Origin of the sequence: Clostridium sp. AM27-31LB (assembly GCF_003480745.1) — a bacterium.
Classification (GTDB): domain Bacteria; phylum Bacillota; class Clostridia; order Lachnospirales; family Lachnospiraceae; genus Butyribacter; species Butyribacter intestini.
Map to the genome: position 1 here is coordinate 118511 of NZ_QUJS01000011.1, position 13804 is coordinate 132314.

Annotated in this window: 16 protein-coding genes; 14 read left to right on the forward strand and 2 right to left on the reverse strand. The window is 38.9% G+C overall.

Features of this window, described 5'->3' with window-relative positions; all coding sequences use genetic code 11:
• Window positions 1-291 precede the first annotated feature (291 nt).
• From DW721_RS14285 to DW721_RS14320, 8 genes are all read left to right on the forward strand, one after another.
• Window positions 292-480 (forward strand): transcriptional regulator, encoded by a 189-nt coding sequence (locus tag DW721_RS14285; protein ID WP_009247528.1) that lies wholly within the window; start codon window positions 292-294, stop codon window positions 478-480.
• The gene (locus tag DW721_RS14290; protein ID WP_009247527.1) at window positions 481-1572 is read left to right on the forward strand and encodes a site-specific integrase; all 1092 of its coding nucleotides are present in this window, start codon (window positions 481-483) and stop codon (window positions 1570-1572) included.
• Window positions 1562-1897, forward strand: coding sequence for a hypothetical protein (locus DW721_RS14295; RefSeq protein ID WP_009247526.1), 336 nt, complete (start codon window positions 1562-1564; stop codon window positions 1895-1897). Before DW721_RS14290 ends, DW721_RS14295 begins: the two co-directional genes overlap by 11 nt.
• The gene (locus tag DW721_RS14300) at window positions 1887-3041 is read left to right on the forward strand and encodes an AAA family ATPase (protein ID WP_009247525.1); all 1155 of its coding nucleotides are present in this window, start codon (window positions 1887-1889) and stop codon (window positions 3039-3041) included. The genes DW721_RS14295 and DW721_RS14300 overlap by 11 nt, the downstream gene beginning before the upstream one ends.
• 334 nt (window positions 3042-3375) lie before the next feature.
• The gene (locus DW721_RS14305) at window positions 3376-4536 is read left to right on the forward strand and encodes a plasmid recombination protein (protein ID WP_009247524.1); all 1161 of its coding nucleotides are present in this window, start codon (window positions 3376-3378) and stop codon (window positions 4534-4536) included.
• A gap of 26 nt (window positions 4537-4562) precedes the next feature.
• Window positions 4563-4940: a TnpV protein gene (locus DW721_RS14310; RefSeq protein ID WP_009247523.1), complete on the forward strand. Its 378-nt coding sequence runs from the start codon at window positions 4563-4565 to the stop codon at window positions 4938-4940.
• A gap of 453 nt (window positions 4941-5393) precedes the next feature.
• On the forward strand, window positions 5394-6938 hold the full coding sequence (locus tag DW721_RS14315; protein ID WP_009247522.1) for an ATP-binding cassette domain-containing protein: 1545 nt from the start codon (window positions 5394-5396) through the stop codon (window positions 6936-6938).
• A gap of 84 nt (window positions 6939-7022) precedes the next feature.
• Entirely contained in the window at window positions 7023-7520 is a 498-nt protein-coding gene (locus tag DW721_RS14320) for an aminoglycoside nucleotidyltransferase (RefSeq protein WP_009247521.1), read from the forward strand.
• 305 nt (window positions 7521-7825) lie between these two features.
• Here the strand turns inward: DW721_RS14320 and DW721_RS14325 are convergent, their stop codons facing one another.
• Window positions 7826-9067: a RelA/SpoT domain-containing protein gene (locus DW721_RS14325; protein ID WP_118746119.1), complete on the reverse strand. Its 1242-nt coding sequence runs from the start codon at window positions 9065-9067 to the stop codon at window positions 7826-7828.
• 20 nt (window positions 9068-9087) lie between these two features.
• A complete protein-coding gene (locus DW721_RS14330; RefSeq protein ID WP_118746120.1) occupies window positions 9088-9636 on the reverse strand; it encodes a helix-turn-helix transcriptional regulator in 549 nt (182 codons plus the stop codon).
• A 420-nt stretch (window positions 9637-10056) separates the two neighbouring features.
• Between DW721_RS14330 and DW721_RS14335 the strand changes: the two genes are divergently transcribed.
• From DW721_RS14335 to DW721_RS14360, 6 genes are all read left to right on the forward strand, one after another.
• A complete protein-coding gene (locus tag DW721_RS14335) occupies window positions 10057-10242 on the forward strand; it encodes a transcriptional regulator (RefSeq protein WP_118746125.1) in 186 nt (61 codons plus the stop codon).
• An 87-nt stretch (window positions 10243-10329) separates the two neighbouring features.
• Window positions 10330-10722 (forward strand): Arm DNA-binding domain-containing protein, encoded by a 393-nt coding sequence (locus DW721_RS14340; RefSeq protein ID WP_243036036.1) that lies wholly within the window; start codon window positions 10330-10332, stop codon window positions 10720-10722.
• Window positions 10698-11309, forward strand: coding sequence for a hypothetical protein (locus tag DW721_RS14345; protein WP_243036037.1), 612 nt, complete (start codon window positions 10698-10700; stop codon window positions 11307-11309). Before DW721_RS14340 ends, DW721_RS14345 begins: the two co-directional genes overlap by 25 nt.
• Window positions 11310-11449: 140 nt before the next feature.
• Window positions 11450-11665 (forward strand): helix-turn-helix transcriptional regulator, encoded by a 216-nt coding sequence (locus tag DW721_RS14350; protein WP_118746121.1) that lies wholly within the window; start codon window positions 11450-11452, stop codon window positions 11663-11665.
• Window positions 11666-11733: 68 nt separating this feature from the next.
• Window positions 11734-13239 (forward strand): class I SAM-dependent DNA methyltransferase, encoded by a 1506-nt coding sequence (locus DW721_RS14355; RefSeq protein ID WP_118746122.1) that lies wholly within the window; start codon window positions 11734-11736, stop codon window positions 13237-13239.
• The coding region (locus DW721_RS14360) for a restriction endonuclease subunit S (protein ID WP_207665629.1) at window positions 13229-13804 on the forward strand (576 nt) is incomplete at its 3' end. The genes DW721_RS14355 and DW721_RS14360, both read left to right, overlap by 11 nt.

Below are 13804 nucleotides of genomic sequence, written 5' to 3' on the forward strand. Positions count from 1 at the left end.
CTTAATGCGACAACTGAATGACCGTCCGAAAAGCCAAACCGCCAAGACCTCGTCGGAGCAAGTTCCGTATCGTTCGCTTGTGTGCAAGCACAAAAGCTCATTCGCTGCACTGCTCCTCCTCTTCCCCAAAAGTCTCCGACTTTTCGGGAACCCCTATACGAGCGAGCGCCTGATGTACTGCGGTGCATTGGGACAGCACAGCGCCTGCCGACAAGCAGGAGTGCCTGTTGGAACTTTAACACGGAGAAAGCGGCAAGCAAAAAATTATTTTAAGAAAGGAAGAAAAAGGATATGGAAAACAGATTTATCCGAGCCGAAGATGTGGCTCAGGAACTAAACGTATCAAAACCTTATGCATATAAACTCATCAGACAATTAAATGAGGAATTGAAAGCAAAGGGCTTTATTACGATTGCAGGGCGTGTAAATCGCCAGTATTTTTACGAAAGGCTCTACGGAGCAGGAAAGGGGGAAATGTAAATGCCGGTATTTAAGAATGAAGATAACGGTACTTGGTATGTGATGGCAAGGTATGTGAACTGGAAAGGGGAACGCAAGCAGAAATGCAAGCGTGGCTTTGCTACCAAACGAGAAGCACAGGAATGGGAAAGAATGTTCAAATTGCAGACTTCTTCAGACCTTGATATGAGTTTTGAAGCCTTTACGGAGCTTTATATCAATGATGTGAAGAACCGTTTGAAGGAAAACACGTGGCTTACCAAAGAGCATATCATACGCACAAAGATACTTCCGTATTTCGGGAAACTGAAAATCAGCGAGATTTCCACAAAGGAGATTATTACTTGGCAGAATGAAATGCTTGCCTATCGTGATGAGAAGAAAAAGCCTTATTCACAGACGTATCTGAAAACGCTGCACAATCAGTTGTCCGCCATTTTCAATCACGCTGTCCGCTACTATGAACTGCGTTCCAATCCTGCGGCAAAGGTGGGAAATATGGGACGTGAGGAACACAAGGAAATGCTGTTCTGGACAAAGGAAGAATACAAGAAATTCTCTTTTGAGATGATGGACAAGCCTGTTTCCTTTTATGCGTTTGAAATGCTTTACTGGTGCGGTATCCGAGAGGGCGAGCTGTTAGCTTTGACTCCGGCAGATTTCAACTTTGATAAGGAAACAGTCACAATCAATAAATCCTATCAGCGTTTGAAAGGGCAGGATGTGATTACTTCTCCGAAAACGAAAAAGAGCAACCGCACGATTAAAATGCCGAAGTTTCTGTGTGAGGAAATGAAAGAATATCTCGGTATGCTTTACGGATTGAAGAAGAAAGACCGTATCTTTACGGTGACGAAAAGCTATCTTCATCACGAGATGGACAGAGGGGCAAAGGCGGCAGGCGTGAAGCGTATCCGCATTCACGATCTCCGTCACAGCCACATTTCACTCTTGATTGATATGGGCTTTTCTGCGGTGGCGATTGCTGACCGAGTTGGTCACGAAAGTATTGATATTACTTATCAGTACGCACACCTCTTTCCGTCAAAGCAGATTGAGATGGCAGAAAAATTAGATGATTTAGGGAAAGGAGATTTTGAAAATGTCAGCTAAGAACAGAGATAACAAAAATCGTTGGAGGAATATCACAGTAGGGTTTCGAGTATCGCCCGAAGAAAACGAACTCATTAACAGAGCTGTAGCTCTATCAGGATTGCCAAAACAGGAGTATTGTTACCGCCGTTGCTTAAATCAGGATGTGGTGGTACAGGGCAATCCGAGAGTGTATAAGGCGTTGAAAACGGAATTTGCCACAGTCCTTGCGGAACTGAAAAGGATTGAAGCAGGAAAAGGTGTGGATGATGAACTGCTGAGTGTAATAGAACTGATTTCCATTATTCTCGGCGGTTTGAAAGGAGAGGATGCGAATGGAGAATAAAAAAGAAATGACTATTCCAAATGTATCTGCGGCAACAGATGCGGAACAGTCACTTTCCAAATGTACTGACAATAGTATAGTCAATCAGGATACGGATTTCAAGGGGTACGAGCAATCTTTTGAAGAAATGCAAAGGGAAATACTCAGACAGTTAGACCCTTCCTATCTGAAAACAGTATCAATGACAACGCTGTATGATACGGTGTTTGAGGTTCAGACACCACTTATCGACGGTCTGCTCCAAAGGGGAACTTACCTTTTCGTAGGTTCCCCGAAAGTGGGAAAGAGCTTTATGATGGCACAGCTTGCCTATCATATCAGCACAGGCACACCGCTTTGGGAGTATAAGGTGCGTAAGGCAACGGTGCTTTATTTTGCCCTTGAAGATGATTACCCACGTTTGCAGAAGCGATTGTTTCAGATGTTCGGTGCAAAGGAGACAGGCAATCTGTATTTCGCAACGGAATGTAAAACGGTCAATGGCGGACTGGAAGAACAGATAAGAGGGTTTATGAGGGAACACCCAGACACAGGCTTGATTATCATAGACACCTTAAAGCGTGTGCGTGAAGCAGGCGGAGCAGATTACAGCTACGCAAGTGATTATGATGTTGTGGCAAGGCTGAAAGCGTTGGCAGACAGTTACAAGGTTTCAATGCTTATTGTTCATCATACACGCAAACAAAAATCGGAAGATATATTCGATATGATTTCAGGCACGAATGGTCTGATGGGTGCGGCAGACGGTGCATTTGTTCTCAGTAAGGACAAGCGTACTTCCAACAATGCCACACTTGATGTTGCTGGCAGAGACCAGCAGGATATGAAAATCCATCTTGTAAGGGACAGCGAGCGATTGGTGTGGAACTTTGCAAAATCGGAAACGGAGATGTGGAAAGAACCGCCCGAACCTCTGCTTGAGAAGATAGCGGATACGCTCTTTTCGGAAAGTGACAGATGGGAAGGAACTGCTTCGGAACTTTGCGAAAGGCTTGCGGTGGATATAAAGCCGAATGTACTTTCTTTAAGGCTCAGTATCAACGCAAGCAGGCTGTTTCGTGATTACGGTATCCGTTATCAGAACAGCCGCACACACGACGGAAGAAAGGTTTCACTTTGGAAAGAAACCGAGCAGACGGCGTGACAAACGGTGTCAAAGGTGTCAATGTTTTTGAGAGCAGCACGCTGTGAAAAACATTGTCACCATCGTCACACTTTGACACCGGATAAAGTTTAGGGGAGTGTGCAGAGAGTGCCTTTTCAAAGGCGGCTCTTTGGTCTCGCCTGCTGGCTCGGTCGGTTCGCAGGCGTGTGTGCCACCGGCACACGCTCACCCCTCGGAGAGCCTTCGGAGAACGCAAAACCTGTTTACAGGTCGCATTTTTGATGGGTGTACCCGTCAAAAGTGCTTTTGCGTTACTTTTGACAAAAGTAACAAAACCTGAGAATGTTGAAATTTACAGATGGGAGATGAAAAAATGCAGAGAACGATAAGTGCAATGGTCGGTAAAGGCTCGGTCAATCACAATAGCCGAAAGTTCCGAGCAGAAAATGTAGACGGAACTCGTACTCATCTCAATATCGACTACTGCAATGAAAATATAAAGACAGTTTATCACGAATTGTTTGATGAAGCATTGGAAAGATACAATGCCAAGCAGATAAGGTCAGACCGAAAGATAAAAGATTATTATGAAAAAATCCGAAGTTCCAAGCAGGAAAAACCGTTCCACGAAATCATTTTACAGGTGGGCGGTAAGGGAAATATGAACGCCGATACGGAAAACGGAGAACTGGCAAAGCAGATTTTAGATGAATACTATCAGGGTTTTCAGGAGCGAAATCCACAGCTTCGGGTGTTCTCGGCTCATCTGCATATGGATGAAGCTACACCACATCTGCACATAGATTTTGTACCTTTTACCACAGGCAGCAAGCGTGGACTTGATACAAGAGTGTCACTAAAGCAGGCTCTTGCAACGCAAGGTTTTAAGGGCGGCAGTCGTGGCGATACGGAGTGGTCGCAATGGATACAGTCCGAAAAAGAACAGCTTGCGGCGGTGATGGAACGTTATGGGATTGAGTGGGAACATTTAGGCACACACGAAAAACATCTTTCTGTTTTGGATTATAAAAAGCAGGAAAGAGAAAAAGAAGTGGCGGCATTAGGTGCGAAAATCGAGCAGAAACAGATTGAATTTGATGTGTTGTCGGAACGAGTATTGAACTATGATAAGGCAAAAGACGAGCTGTCAAATCTTGAAATAGAGCTTGATACTGCACCGAAATATCAGTTGCCAGAACCAGAGAAATTTATGACTGCAAAGGCATATAAAACCAAAATGGCAGAGCCGGTTGTAAGGAAATTGAAGCAACTTGTCAAAACGGTGCTTGCCCGCTGCTTTGAGGGGTGGGACAACTATCATAGGCTGAATACAGCGAATGCACAGTTATACCGCACCAATCAGCGTTTGGAGAAAGTCAATGAAAGATTGACCGAAGAAAACAAAATCCTAAAAGCAGAAAATAAAGATTACAGCCTGCTCCGTAAGGTTTTTGGTCGCAAACAGATAGATGATTTGTTGGAGCAGGCAAGAACAGTTAAAGGTCGCAAGCGTGATAATACACGATCACGATAGACAAAAATCACAGGAGGAAAAGGAAAATGACAAAGACAATTTTTGAAGAAATGGGCGGAACTTATAGACAGGTGGGTGATTATTTATTGCCGAACATCACAGTACCAGCCGAAGAAGAAATAGAGCCGATTGGTTTATGGGGGAAACGACATGCAAGGCATTTAAAGGAACACTATAAAGTGTTATATATGAACCTGCTGACAAGCGGAAAGCTGCATAGTTATCTTGCAGAAGTCGATAAGCAAGCAGAGGATATGTTTCTTCGACTGGTAAAGGAATATGCCGACAGACAAGATGTGACGGAACAATTAAAGAAAGATAATCCCTACGAATGGATTGGAAGAATGAATAATATTCAGGCTTGTGTGAGGGAAGTTGTAGGAACGGAGTTGATTTACACATAAGCGTTTTACGGTATGGTGCTCCTGCGTTTGCTGGAGTGCTGTGGTTGTGGTTGTAAAGAGGTTGTGAAAGATTGAATTTCGTAATGGTTGGATGTATAATTAGGAAGTGAAAATTTTAATTTGCACTTCCATAAGGTGAAATGTATTGACACAAAAAATACAGTATGATAGTATTGCCATTAGAAGAAAGAAAGGCACATTTTGTGTAAGGTGAGGAAATGATTAATAGATAATTTGATTTAAGTAAGACACATATAGTTATTGAGCCTGTAGAGAATAGGTTTGTTTTGTGTACGCTTAAGTTGGATTATCGCAAGAGGCATTTCCTTTGTTTTCCTTTTGGAAAAGAAATAAGGGTCTATTTAGCGAGTCTATTTTTGCGTATGCAAAAAAGACTCGTTTTTGTGTGTTCAAAATAATAATTGGCTCAGACTTCGAAAAGGAGAAACTTTAATGTTGCAGATAAAAAAATTAAATTTAACACATAAAAAAGACCTGAGAATAATTCTTAATGATTTCAACCTTGTGCTAAATGATGGAGATAAGGCAGTTATTATTGGAGAAGAGGGAAATGGGAAATCGACATTAATGAAGTGGATATACAATCCGTCGCTTGTAGAAAACTATATAGAAGCAGATGGGGAAAGGATAATGGGACACGAACGTCTTGGTTATCTTCCGCAGGAGATGCTCGATGAAGATAAGGAAAAAACAATATACGAATATTTTTCTGAAGAGGAAATATTCTGGGAGAAAACGCCTAAAGAATTGTCTGTTATTGCGGGAAAATTTGGAATGAAAAATGATTTTTTCTACAGTAACCAGACAATGGGTAGTCTTTCAGGAGGCGAAAAAGTCAAGACACAACTTATGAGGCTTTTCATTCGCGATGTTTCTGTGCTGTTGTTGGACGAACCTTCCAATGACATCGACATTGCGACGCTTACATTACTGGAAAAAATCATAAATGACTGGAAGCACATTGTGCTTTTTATTTCACACGATGAAACGCTGATAGAGCGTACTGCCAACATGGTGATACATATCGAGCAGATTATACGAAAAACAAAGGCGAGATATACCGTGGCAAAGCTTCCCTATAGACGCTATGTGGAAGAACGGCTTCATAAATTTGAAATCCAAAAACAGCGGGCACTGAGTGACCGTAGGGAGAAAAAGATTCGCGATGAAAAATATCAAAGAGTTATGCAGAGTGTACAAGGTGCATTAAGAAGTTGTACCAGACAAGCACCGTCTGTTGCCAAAAACTTAAAGGACAAAATGCATACGGTTAAGGCAATGGAACGAAGATTTGAAAAAGAAGATGAAAATATGACTCAGATGCCGGAACAGGAAGAAGCAATCTTTGTCAAATTAGGGGATGAAAACTCACACATTCCCGCAGGAAAAACGGTCATAGAATATGAACTTTCAAAGCTTGTGACTCCGGATGGCAAAAGAATTTTAGCAGAAGGAATTCATTTAAAAATAAAAGGTTCAGAAAAAATCTGTATGATAGGAGCCAACGGGGCAGGAAAAACGACTCTTCTAAAAAAGATAGCGGAAGAACTCCTAAATCGGAATGACATTAAAGCAGAATATATGCCTCAAACTTATGAAGACCTGCTGGATTTGGATGTTACACCGGTTGATTACCTTGATAAAACAGGAGATAAAGAAGAGCGTACAAGAATTAGAACATACCTTGGTTCACTTAAATACACACCAGATGAAATGGAGCATCCGATTCGGGAGTTATCAGGCGGACAAAAGGCGAAAGTGCTTCTCTTGAGGATGAGCTTAAGTGGTGCAAATGTTCTTATTCTGGATGAACCGACAAGAAATTTTTCACCATTGTCCGGTCCGGTAATAAGAAAAATGCTCCGAGAATTTCCGGGGGCTGTCATTAGCATTTCTCACGATAGAAAGTATATTGAAGAGGTGTGCGATAAAATATATCAGCTAAATCCTAATGGATTACAGCTAATTGGTGATTGATAACAAAAAGGATGAAAGACTGACAAATTTCAGGCTTTTAGTGAGTTGGAAAGCATACAAAGATTTGAATTTGGAGGATAGATTATGGTACGTACAGAAGATGCATGTGAAATTATAAAATATGCTTTGCAAAACGAAATTAAAGTATATTTAGATGGCGGATGGGGTGTTGATGCACTTCTTAAAAGAGAATCAAGAATACACAATGATATTGATTTGTTTGTTGAACTGAAACATTATCATGATTATATTTATGTGATTAAGCAGCATGGATTTGAGGAAGTAAATACTGATTATACAACGGATGGTCATACTGTCTGGAAAGATGATAAACAAAGAATCATTGATTTACATTGTTTTGAATTTACAGATGACGGAATTGTTTATGAGGGAGATATATTTCCATCAAAAACTTTTTCCGGTATTGGAAAAGTTGGAGATATAACTGTTTCTTGTATTGAACCATTGAGTCAGGTAATGCTTCATTTGGGATATGAACACGATAAAAATGATGTGCATGATGTGATGCTGTTGTGTGAAACATTTCAAATAGCAATACCAGATGAATATAAGGAAAAGTAAAATTTCAGTTTTGTGTTGAATCTCTAAGCAAAATAGCTTATAATTTGACATGCTACATATAGTTATTATCCACAGTTATCGAGTAGGTGTTATCAATGCCGATAACAAAATGATAACATTAGCTCGTATAGGCAGGATAATATGGATATATCAAATAATCAAAAGAACGAGAAACATTACAGAGAATAATTCCTAAACAAAAAGCGTTAGTCTTTGTAGAATTTGAATAATTTTTAAAAGCTCGCAAAGCCTAGTAAAATTGGCATTTGCGAGCTTGATTTTTGCCTTGTGGTACTATTTTGGTACTAAATGTGAATAATGTCCTTATGATAATTATCTTGGAGTTTATCACATACTGTTTTTAATTCATTTGTCATTTGCTTCAAATTTTTTATCTCAGGTATTAGAGCCCCATGTACAAGAGCGTTTCTGTATTTTCTTAATTCAATAATGCGAGATAATTCTGCAGGTGAGAATATTATTTTTAAGTTGTTTGTGCTAAATGGAGTACGATAATTGGGATTTTTATCCATAGAAATTGAATTAATAAGTCTTTCAAGTAAAATCCATTGTTCCATAAATTGTCCTATAGAAGCATGAAATTCATTGTTTTCTTCATTGGATGAGGTTTTCAGACTGATATATATATTATATCTGTCCGAATTACCAAAAATAATATTGTCTGTAATTAGTTCACTTATTGTTTTAAGTCCTTTTGCAAAATCAAGAGATTTTAAATAAGGTGCTAAATCCGAAGCTGTCATAAGTTTACATCGTATCATTAGATTGAAAAGAAGCTCTACATTACCTAACTTTAATTGCTTATTAGAGTCAATCTTGTTTTGGTATTTTGTGTATAAAAAAGAAGCAAGCTCATATTGATTATTAAAAGCATTTTCGGTTTTGATTCTGCTTTTTGCAGCTTCGTTTAATCTTTCTAAAGCTATTTCACCAGCTAAAACTAAACCATTAAGTTCGTCAAGAATAGAGAGTTCTTCGTTTGATAAATTCCCACTAAGAGGCTTGTATACTAAATCATGTTCTACTTCTGACCAAGCATGCATAAGTACGGATGCAACTTGAATTTCTGTTTTTGAGTTAACATATCTTAATTGACTTTCTGTTAAAGAAGTATCTTTAAGAGATATCCGATAATGTCTTGCCCAATAACCTGAAAAACGTTTATTAAAATTGGGAATTTTTTGTTGGGTAGGAAATATTTTTGGCTCTTGTAGTAGGTTAAAGTTATCCTTGATAATTTCTTCGACATTGTCTCGGTCACTTGGAAAATATAAAGCAACACGTACGCCAGAAAAATCACATATATCATTATATATATCTTCTAAACAGGAATAAGGATGTTCAGTGTTTCTTTGAATAAGTTTTGTTTGAAGACGCTGTGGATTTTTTGCACGATATGTAACAATTGCACGAATGCCAGAAGCATGTAATGCATTTTCAAGTTGTTGTGCAACAAGTTTACTTGCAGTATCATAAAAATCATATTCTTTTTTATAATGTTCTATAAATTCATCAATAATGTTCATATATTCACTCCTTATCTTTTTTACGCATGAGGCCATGTTATTTTCCACTCAAAATATTCATTTGGAGAAATCTCTCCGTTATTTAATTTCGTTTTCATTTCACACCATTCCGAAAGGAAATCATTTACCAATCCATATTCAAAAGTTAATGCAACAGGTGCACCTGCATAGTCATAATCATCTTCGTTATAAGTTGGTCTGGCTGTTTCAGATGGCTTTGCCGGAGTCATTGCAGTTAAGTGAATCAGATTGCCGGGAGCAGTGTACTCAGGAAATCTTGTACCTTTTCCTCTTGCTGGAAGTGAAGCTGCACTTTCTTCAAGCCAGAAAAGTGTTTCAATGATATCCTCTGCAGCACCAAGGCTATAATCAGAAATAGCTTTGTAATTGCAGTGCAGTGCATCGGCGAGCTTTTGAATCATATCTTCGCCGGGAATACGTGCACCAGTTTCGTATTGTGATATACGGACTGACATATTTTTTCCTTCAAAGCCAAGAGCACCGCCTAGATCATCCATTGTCATTTTACGGAACACCCGTATTTTCTTTATTCTTTCACCTATTGTCATAGTGTAGTTACCTCCATTTTGTGATCCTGTATGGACTGTTGAACACAGTATAACACGAAAAAAATGAAAAGGGAAGTTTTTCTATACGAGAACATTAGAAAAAGTTCTTGACAATTCAATACCATAGGATATAGAATAATCATAATTCATTTATCTATACGATATGGTATTGAAAACAACTGAATGAGCGGTATCAGAAATCTAACAGGCACTTGCCACGACCTTCGCATGAAATTCATTTATAGAGTTAAATGTGAAGCGAGCGAATGTAGACACTTCCCCAAGTGGACCGAGTACCTCGAGCAGGAGCGGGCGGTATTACAGGAGAATATCTCATGTAATGAGGCTGGTTGTGACATCAGCAGAACTGGTATGGGAAATGTCAAAATAACATTTTTTAGAAGAAAGGTGGTGAAAGGTATGAACGAAAAGTTTTTAAAAGTAGAAGATATTATGGAAATTCTTGGGATTTCAAAATCAGCAGCATATAAGCTTATGCGGGAACTGAATGACGAAATAGTAAAGAAAGGTTATATTGCAATTCGTGGAAGAGTAAATAGAAAGTACTTTGAAGAACGATTTTATGGTATGAGTGATGCAGGCTGATAAAAAGAAAATGCTGGGAGCAGGTGCAAAAGTTAGTAAAGCTTATGTACCTGCTTTTGCGTGTGTAATGAAAAGGAGATGATGAATATGCCAGCTTATAAAGATAATAAGACAGGTACCTGGTTCGTCAAATTCTATTGTAAGGACTGGACCGGGGAAAATAAACAGATAAAGAAAAGGGGCTTTGCAACGAAGAGGGAAGCTCTTGATTATGAACGAAACTATAAGATTCGGCAGGAGAATAATCTGGATATGACATTTGGAGAGTTCTGGAAGCTGTATACAGAGGATGTCAATCCGAGGGTTAAGCTGAACACATGGCTGACTAAGGAGAATATAGTCGAAAAGAAGATACTTCCATATTTCAAGAATCTGAAGATGAATGAAATAACTCCAGCAGATGTGCGTAAATGGCAGAATGAAATTCTGGCACTTACGGATACGGAAGGAAAGATTTGTATACGGCTTATTATGCGGTGACAGGGAAAGAAGAAATCGTTGCAGACAGGGATGTTGAGATACCGGGGATGGAAGATGTGGCTGTGTCCAAGAAAGATGTGGCTGTTGAGCCGGGGACGAATGTTGTGGTAATAAATCCAGACAATAATCAGAATGAAATAGGCAGACAGAAAGAGCCAACTGATGGAGTTAGAAAACAACAGACTGATTTTGATGGCATAGGAACACCAGAGATTCTTGATTTGGCTGATGTGAATTTGGCAAGAATGGACGAAAGTATAACTGATGTAACAGATAAAAGTGAATATGTGGAAAATAGAGAGACAGAATCTGTGGACAAAGCTGGCTGGATTGTTAGTAGAATATTAGAGCTTGGTGGTTATGAGAATGTCAGTGATTCTGTTAAGGCAGATGTATTTCGATTTGATATAGCTGATGTGAGTGGAAGTATAAGGTTGTTCTCGGATGTAATGAAAAGGCTGGGGATAAAGCTGGATGGGGATGAGCTTTATGAAGAGTTTCAGAGGATTTATGATAAGAGCGTCGGTAGAGATGCTGATAAAGATAAGGCGAAAGATAAGATGTGGAATAAGGGCAGAGGGAGATGATTCCTCTGCTCAATTTTTTGTGGATAATCATATGCATGATTTCGAGAACTCGAAATTTGTAATTGCATAAGCGAAAGACTGATGATATAATAAAAATCAAGATAAAAGGACTATTTGACGTGATAATTGGAGGAAATAACATGTCAGAAAATCAAGTAAAAATAACTTATAAACCTTTATGGAAGTTGTTAATTGATAGGGATATGACGAAAACTGAATTGAGAAAGAAAACACAGATAGCACCAAGTACATTTACCAAAATGAACAACGATCAACAAGTATCGTTAGATATTCTAGCTAGGATATGTGTTGAATTGAAATGTGGCTTTGATGATATTGTGGTAATAGAACGATAGTGATACTGCAAAATGAAGAAACATGTGCAGATAAATATAGCAAGTTGCTAATAGAAAGGAATTTATAAATGGCAGTTCAAAATAATGCTAATATTGGATTTGAAAAACAAATATGGGATGCGGCTTGTGTTCTTTGGGGACACATTCCGGCAGCAGAATACAGAAAGGTTATTGTAGGACTTATTTTTCTGCGTTACATATCAAGTGCATTTGAAAAACGATATCAACAGCTTGTTGATGAGGGCGATGGTTTTGAAGATGATAAGGATGCATACGCAGAAGATAATATTTTCTTTGTACCGGAGGATGCCCGTTGGAGCAAGATTGCTTCTGCAGCACATACTCCAGAAATCGGTACTGTTATCGACGATGCAATGAGAGCTATTGAAAAGGAAAATACAACTCTTAAAAATGTGCTTCCAAAGAATTATGCAAGTCCAGATTTGGATAAGCGAGTATTAGGCGAGGTTGTTGATCTTTTTACCAATATGGATATGGGCGATACAGAAGAAAGCAAAGACCTTCTTGGCAGAACATATGAGTATTGTATTCAACAGTTTGCGGCATACGAAGGTGTTAAGGGTGGCGAGTTCTATACTCCTGCAAGCATTGTTAAAACAATCGTTGCTATTTTGAAACCATTCAAAAATTGTCGTGTATATGACCCATGTTGTGGTTCTGGTGGTATGTTTGTTCAGAGTGCAAAATTTATTCAGGTACACAGTGGCAAGCGTGGAGAAATCGCTGTTTACGGTCAAGAGTCTAACGCTGATACTTGGAAGATGGCAAAAATGAATATGGCTATTCGCGGTATCGATGCAGATTTTGGACCTTATCAGGCAGATACATTTTTCAATGATTTACATAAAACGCTTAAAGCTGATTTTATTATGGCAAATCCGCCTTTCAATCTTTCAAACTGGGGACAAGACAAGTTAAAAGATGATGTTAGATGGAAATACGGAACTCCGCCAGCAGGAAATGCCAACTATGCGTGGATTCAGCATATGATACATCATCTTGCACCGAATGGAAAAATTGGTCTTGTACTTGCTAATGGTGCGTTGTCATCTCAATCAAGCGGTGAGGGAGAAATCAGAAAGAATATTATTCAGGCTGACCTTGTAGAAGGTATCGTTGCACTGCCTACGCAGTTATTTTACAGCGTTACAATTCCGGTTACACTTTGGTTTATTTCTAAGAACAAAAAGCAGAAAGGTAAAACTTTATTTATAGATGCCCGTAAGATGGGTTATATGGTTGACCGTAAGCACAGAGACTTTACAGATAAAGATATTCAGAAGTTGTCAGATACATTTACAGCATTTCAAGATGGTACGCTTGAAGATGTGAAAGGATTCTGTGCTGTAGCAGACCTTCAGGAAATCGAAAATCAGGACTTTATTTTGACACCGGGTAGATATGTTGGTATTGAAGAGGCCCCAGACGATGGAGAACCTTTTGAAGAAAAGATGACACGCCTTACATCAGAGCTTTCAGATATGTTTGCAAAGTCTCACGAACTGGAGGATGAAATCCGTAAGAAATTGGGGGCGATTGGGTATGAAGTTTAACACAATGATAATGGAAGATGCGCTTGATGCTTTGATAGATTATAGAGGTAAAACACCAAAAAAATCTAAAACTGGAATAATGACATTAAGTGCAAAATCAGTGAAAAATAATCATATTGATTACTCACAATGCTATTTTATATCCGAAGAAGAATACGAAAAATTTATGGTTAGAGGATTTCCTAAAAAAGGAGATATTCTTCTTACAACGGAAGCTCCGCTTGGACTGGTAGCAAGACTTGATAGAAATGATGTGGCTATAGCACAGCGCTTGTTGACACTTAGAGGAAAAGAAAATGTGCTAGATAATGATTATCTGCTTTACTATCTTCAGTCTCCAATTGGACAAGCCTCACTAAAGGCAAGAGAAACTGGTACAACCGTAACTGGAATAAAGCAAGCCGAATTTAGAAAGATAGAAATTGAAATTCCAGATTATGAAGTTCAGAAAAAAGTATCTGGTATTTTGAGGGTAATTGACCAAAAAATTGAATTCAATAATGCCATAAACAATAATTTACCGCCTCATCTGTGCGTAGCACGGATAGCTGCAATGCAGCTAAGA

What these genes read in the sequence shown, in the direction of transcription:
- DW721_RS14285 (WP_009247528.1), top strand. Translation starts at nt 292, where the DNA reads ATGGAAAACAGATTTATCCGAGCCGAAGATGTGGCTCAGGAACTAAAC.
- DW721_RS14290 (WP_009247527.1), top strand. Translation starts at nt 481, where the DNA reads ATGCCGGTATTTAAGAATGAAGATAACGGTACTTGGTATGTGATGGCA.
- DW721_RS14295 (WP_009247526.1), top strand. Translation starts at nt 1,562, where the DNA reads ATGTCAGCTAAGAACAGAGATAACAAAAATCGTTGGAGGAATATCACA.
- DW721_RS14300 (WP_009247525.1), top strand. Translation starts at nt 1,887, where the DNA reads ATGGAGAATAAAAAAGAAATGACTATTCCAAATGTATCTGCGGCAACA.
- DW721_RS14305 (WP_009247524.1), top strand. Translation starts at nt 3,376, where the DNA reads ATGCAGAGAACGATAAGTGCAATGGTCGGTAAAGGCTCGGTCAATCAC.
- DW721_RS14310 (WP_009247523.1), top strand. Translation starts at nt 4,563, where the DNA reads ATGACAAAGACAATTTTTGAAGAAATGGGCGGAACTTATAGACAGGTG.
- DW721_RS14315 (WP_009247522.1), top strand. Translation starts at nt 5,394, where the DNA reads ATGTTGCAGATAAAAAAATTAAATTTAACACATAAAAAAGACCTGAGA.
- DW721_RS14320 (WP_009247521.1), top strand. Translation starts at nt 7,023, where the DNA reads ATGGTACGTACAGAAGATGCATGTGAAATTATAAAATATGCTTTGCAA.
- DW721_RS14325 (WP_118746119.1), bottom strand. Translation starts at nt 9,067, where the DNA reads ATGAACATTATTGATGAATTTATAGAACATTATAAAAAAGAATATGAT.
- DW721_RS14330 (WP_118746120.1), bottom strand. Translation starts at nt 9,636, where the DNA reads ATGACAATAGGTGAAAGAATAAAGAAAATACGGGTGTTCCGTAAAATG.
- DW721_RS14335 (WP_118746125.1), top strand. Translation starts at nt 10,057, where the DNA reads ATGAACGAAAAGTTTTTAAAAGTAGAAGATATTATGGAAATTCTTGGG.
- DW721_RS14340 (WP_243036036.1), top strand. Translation starts at nt 10,330, where the DNA reads ATGCCAGCTTATAAAGATAATAAGACAGGTACCTGGTTCGTCAAATTC.
- DW721_RS14350 (WP_118746121.1), top strand. Translation starts at nt 11,450, where the DNA reads ATGTCAGAAAATCAAGTAAAAATAACTTATAAACCTTTATGGAAGTTG.
- DW721_RS14355 (WP_118746122.1), top strand. Translation starts at nt 11,734, where the DNA reads ATGGCAGTTCAAAATAATGCTAATATTGGATTTGAAAAACAAATATGG.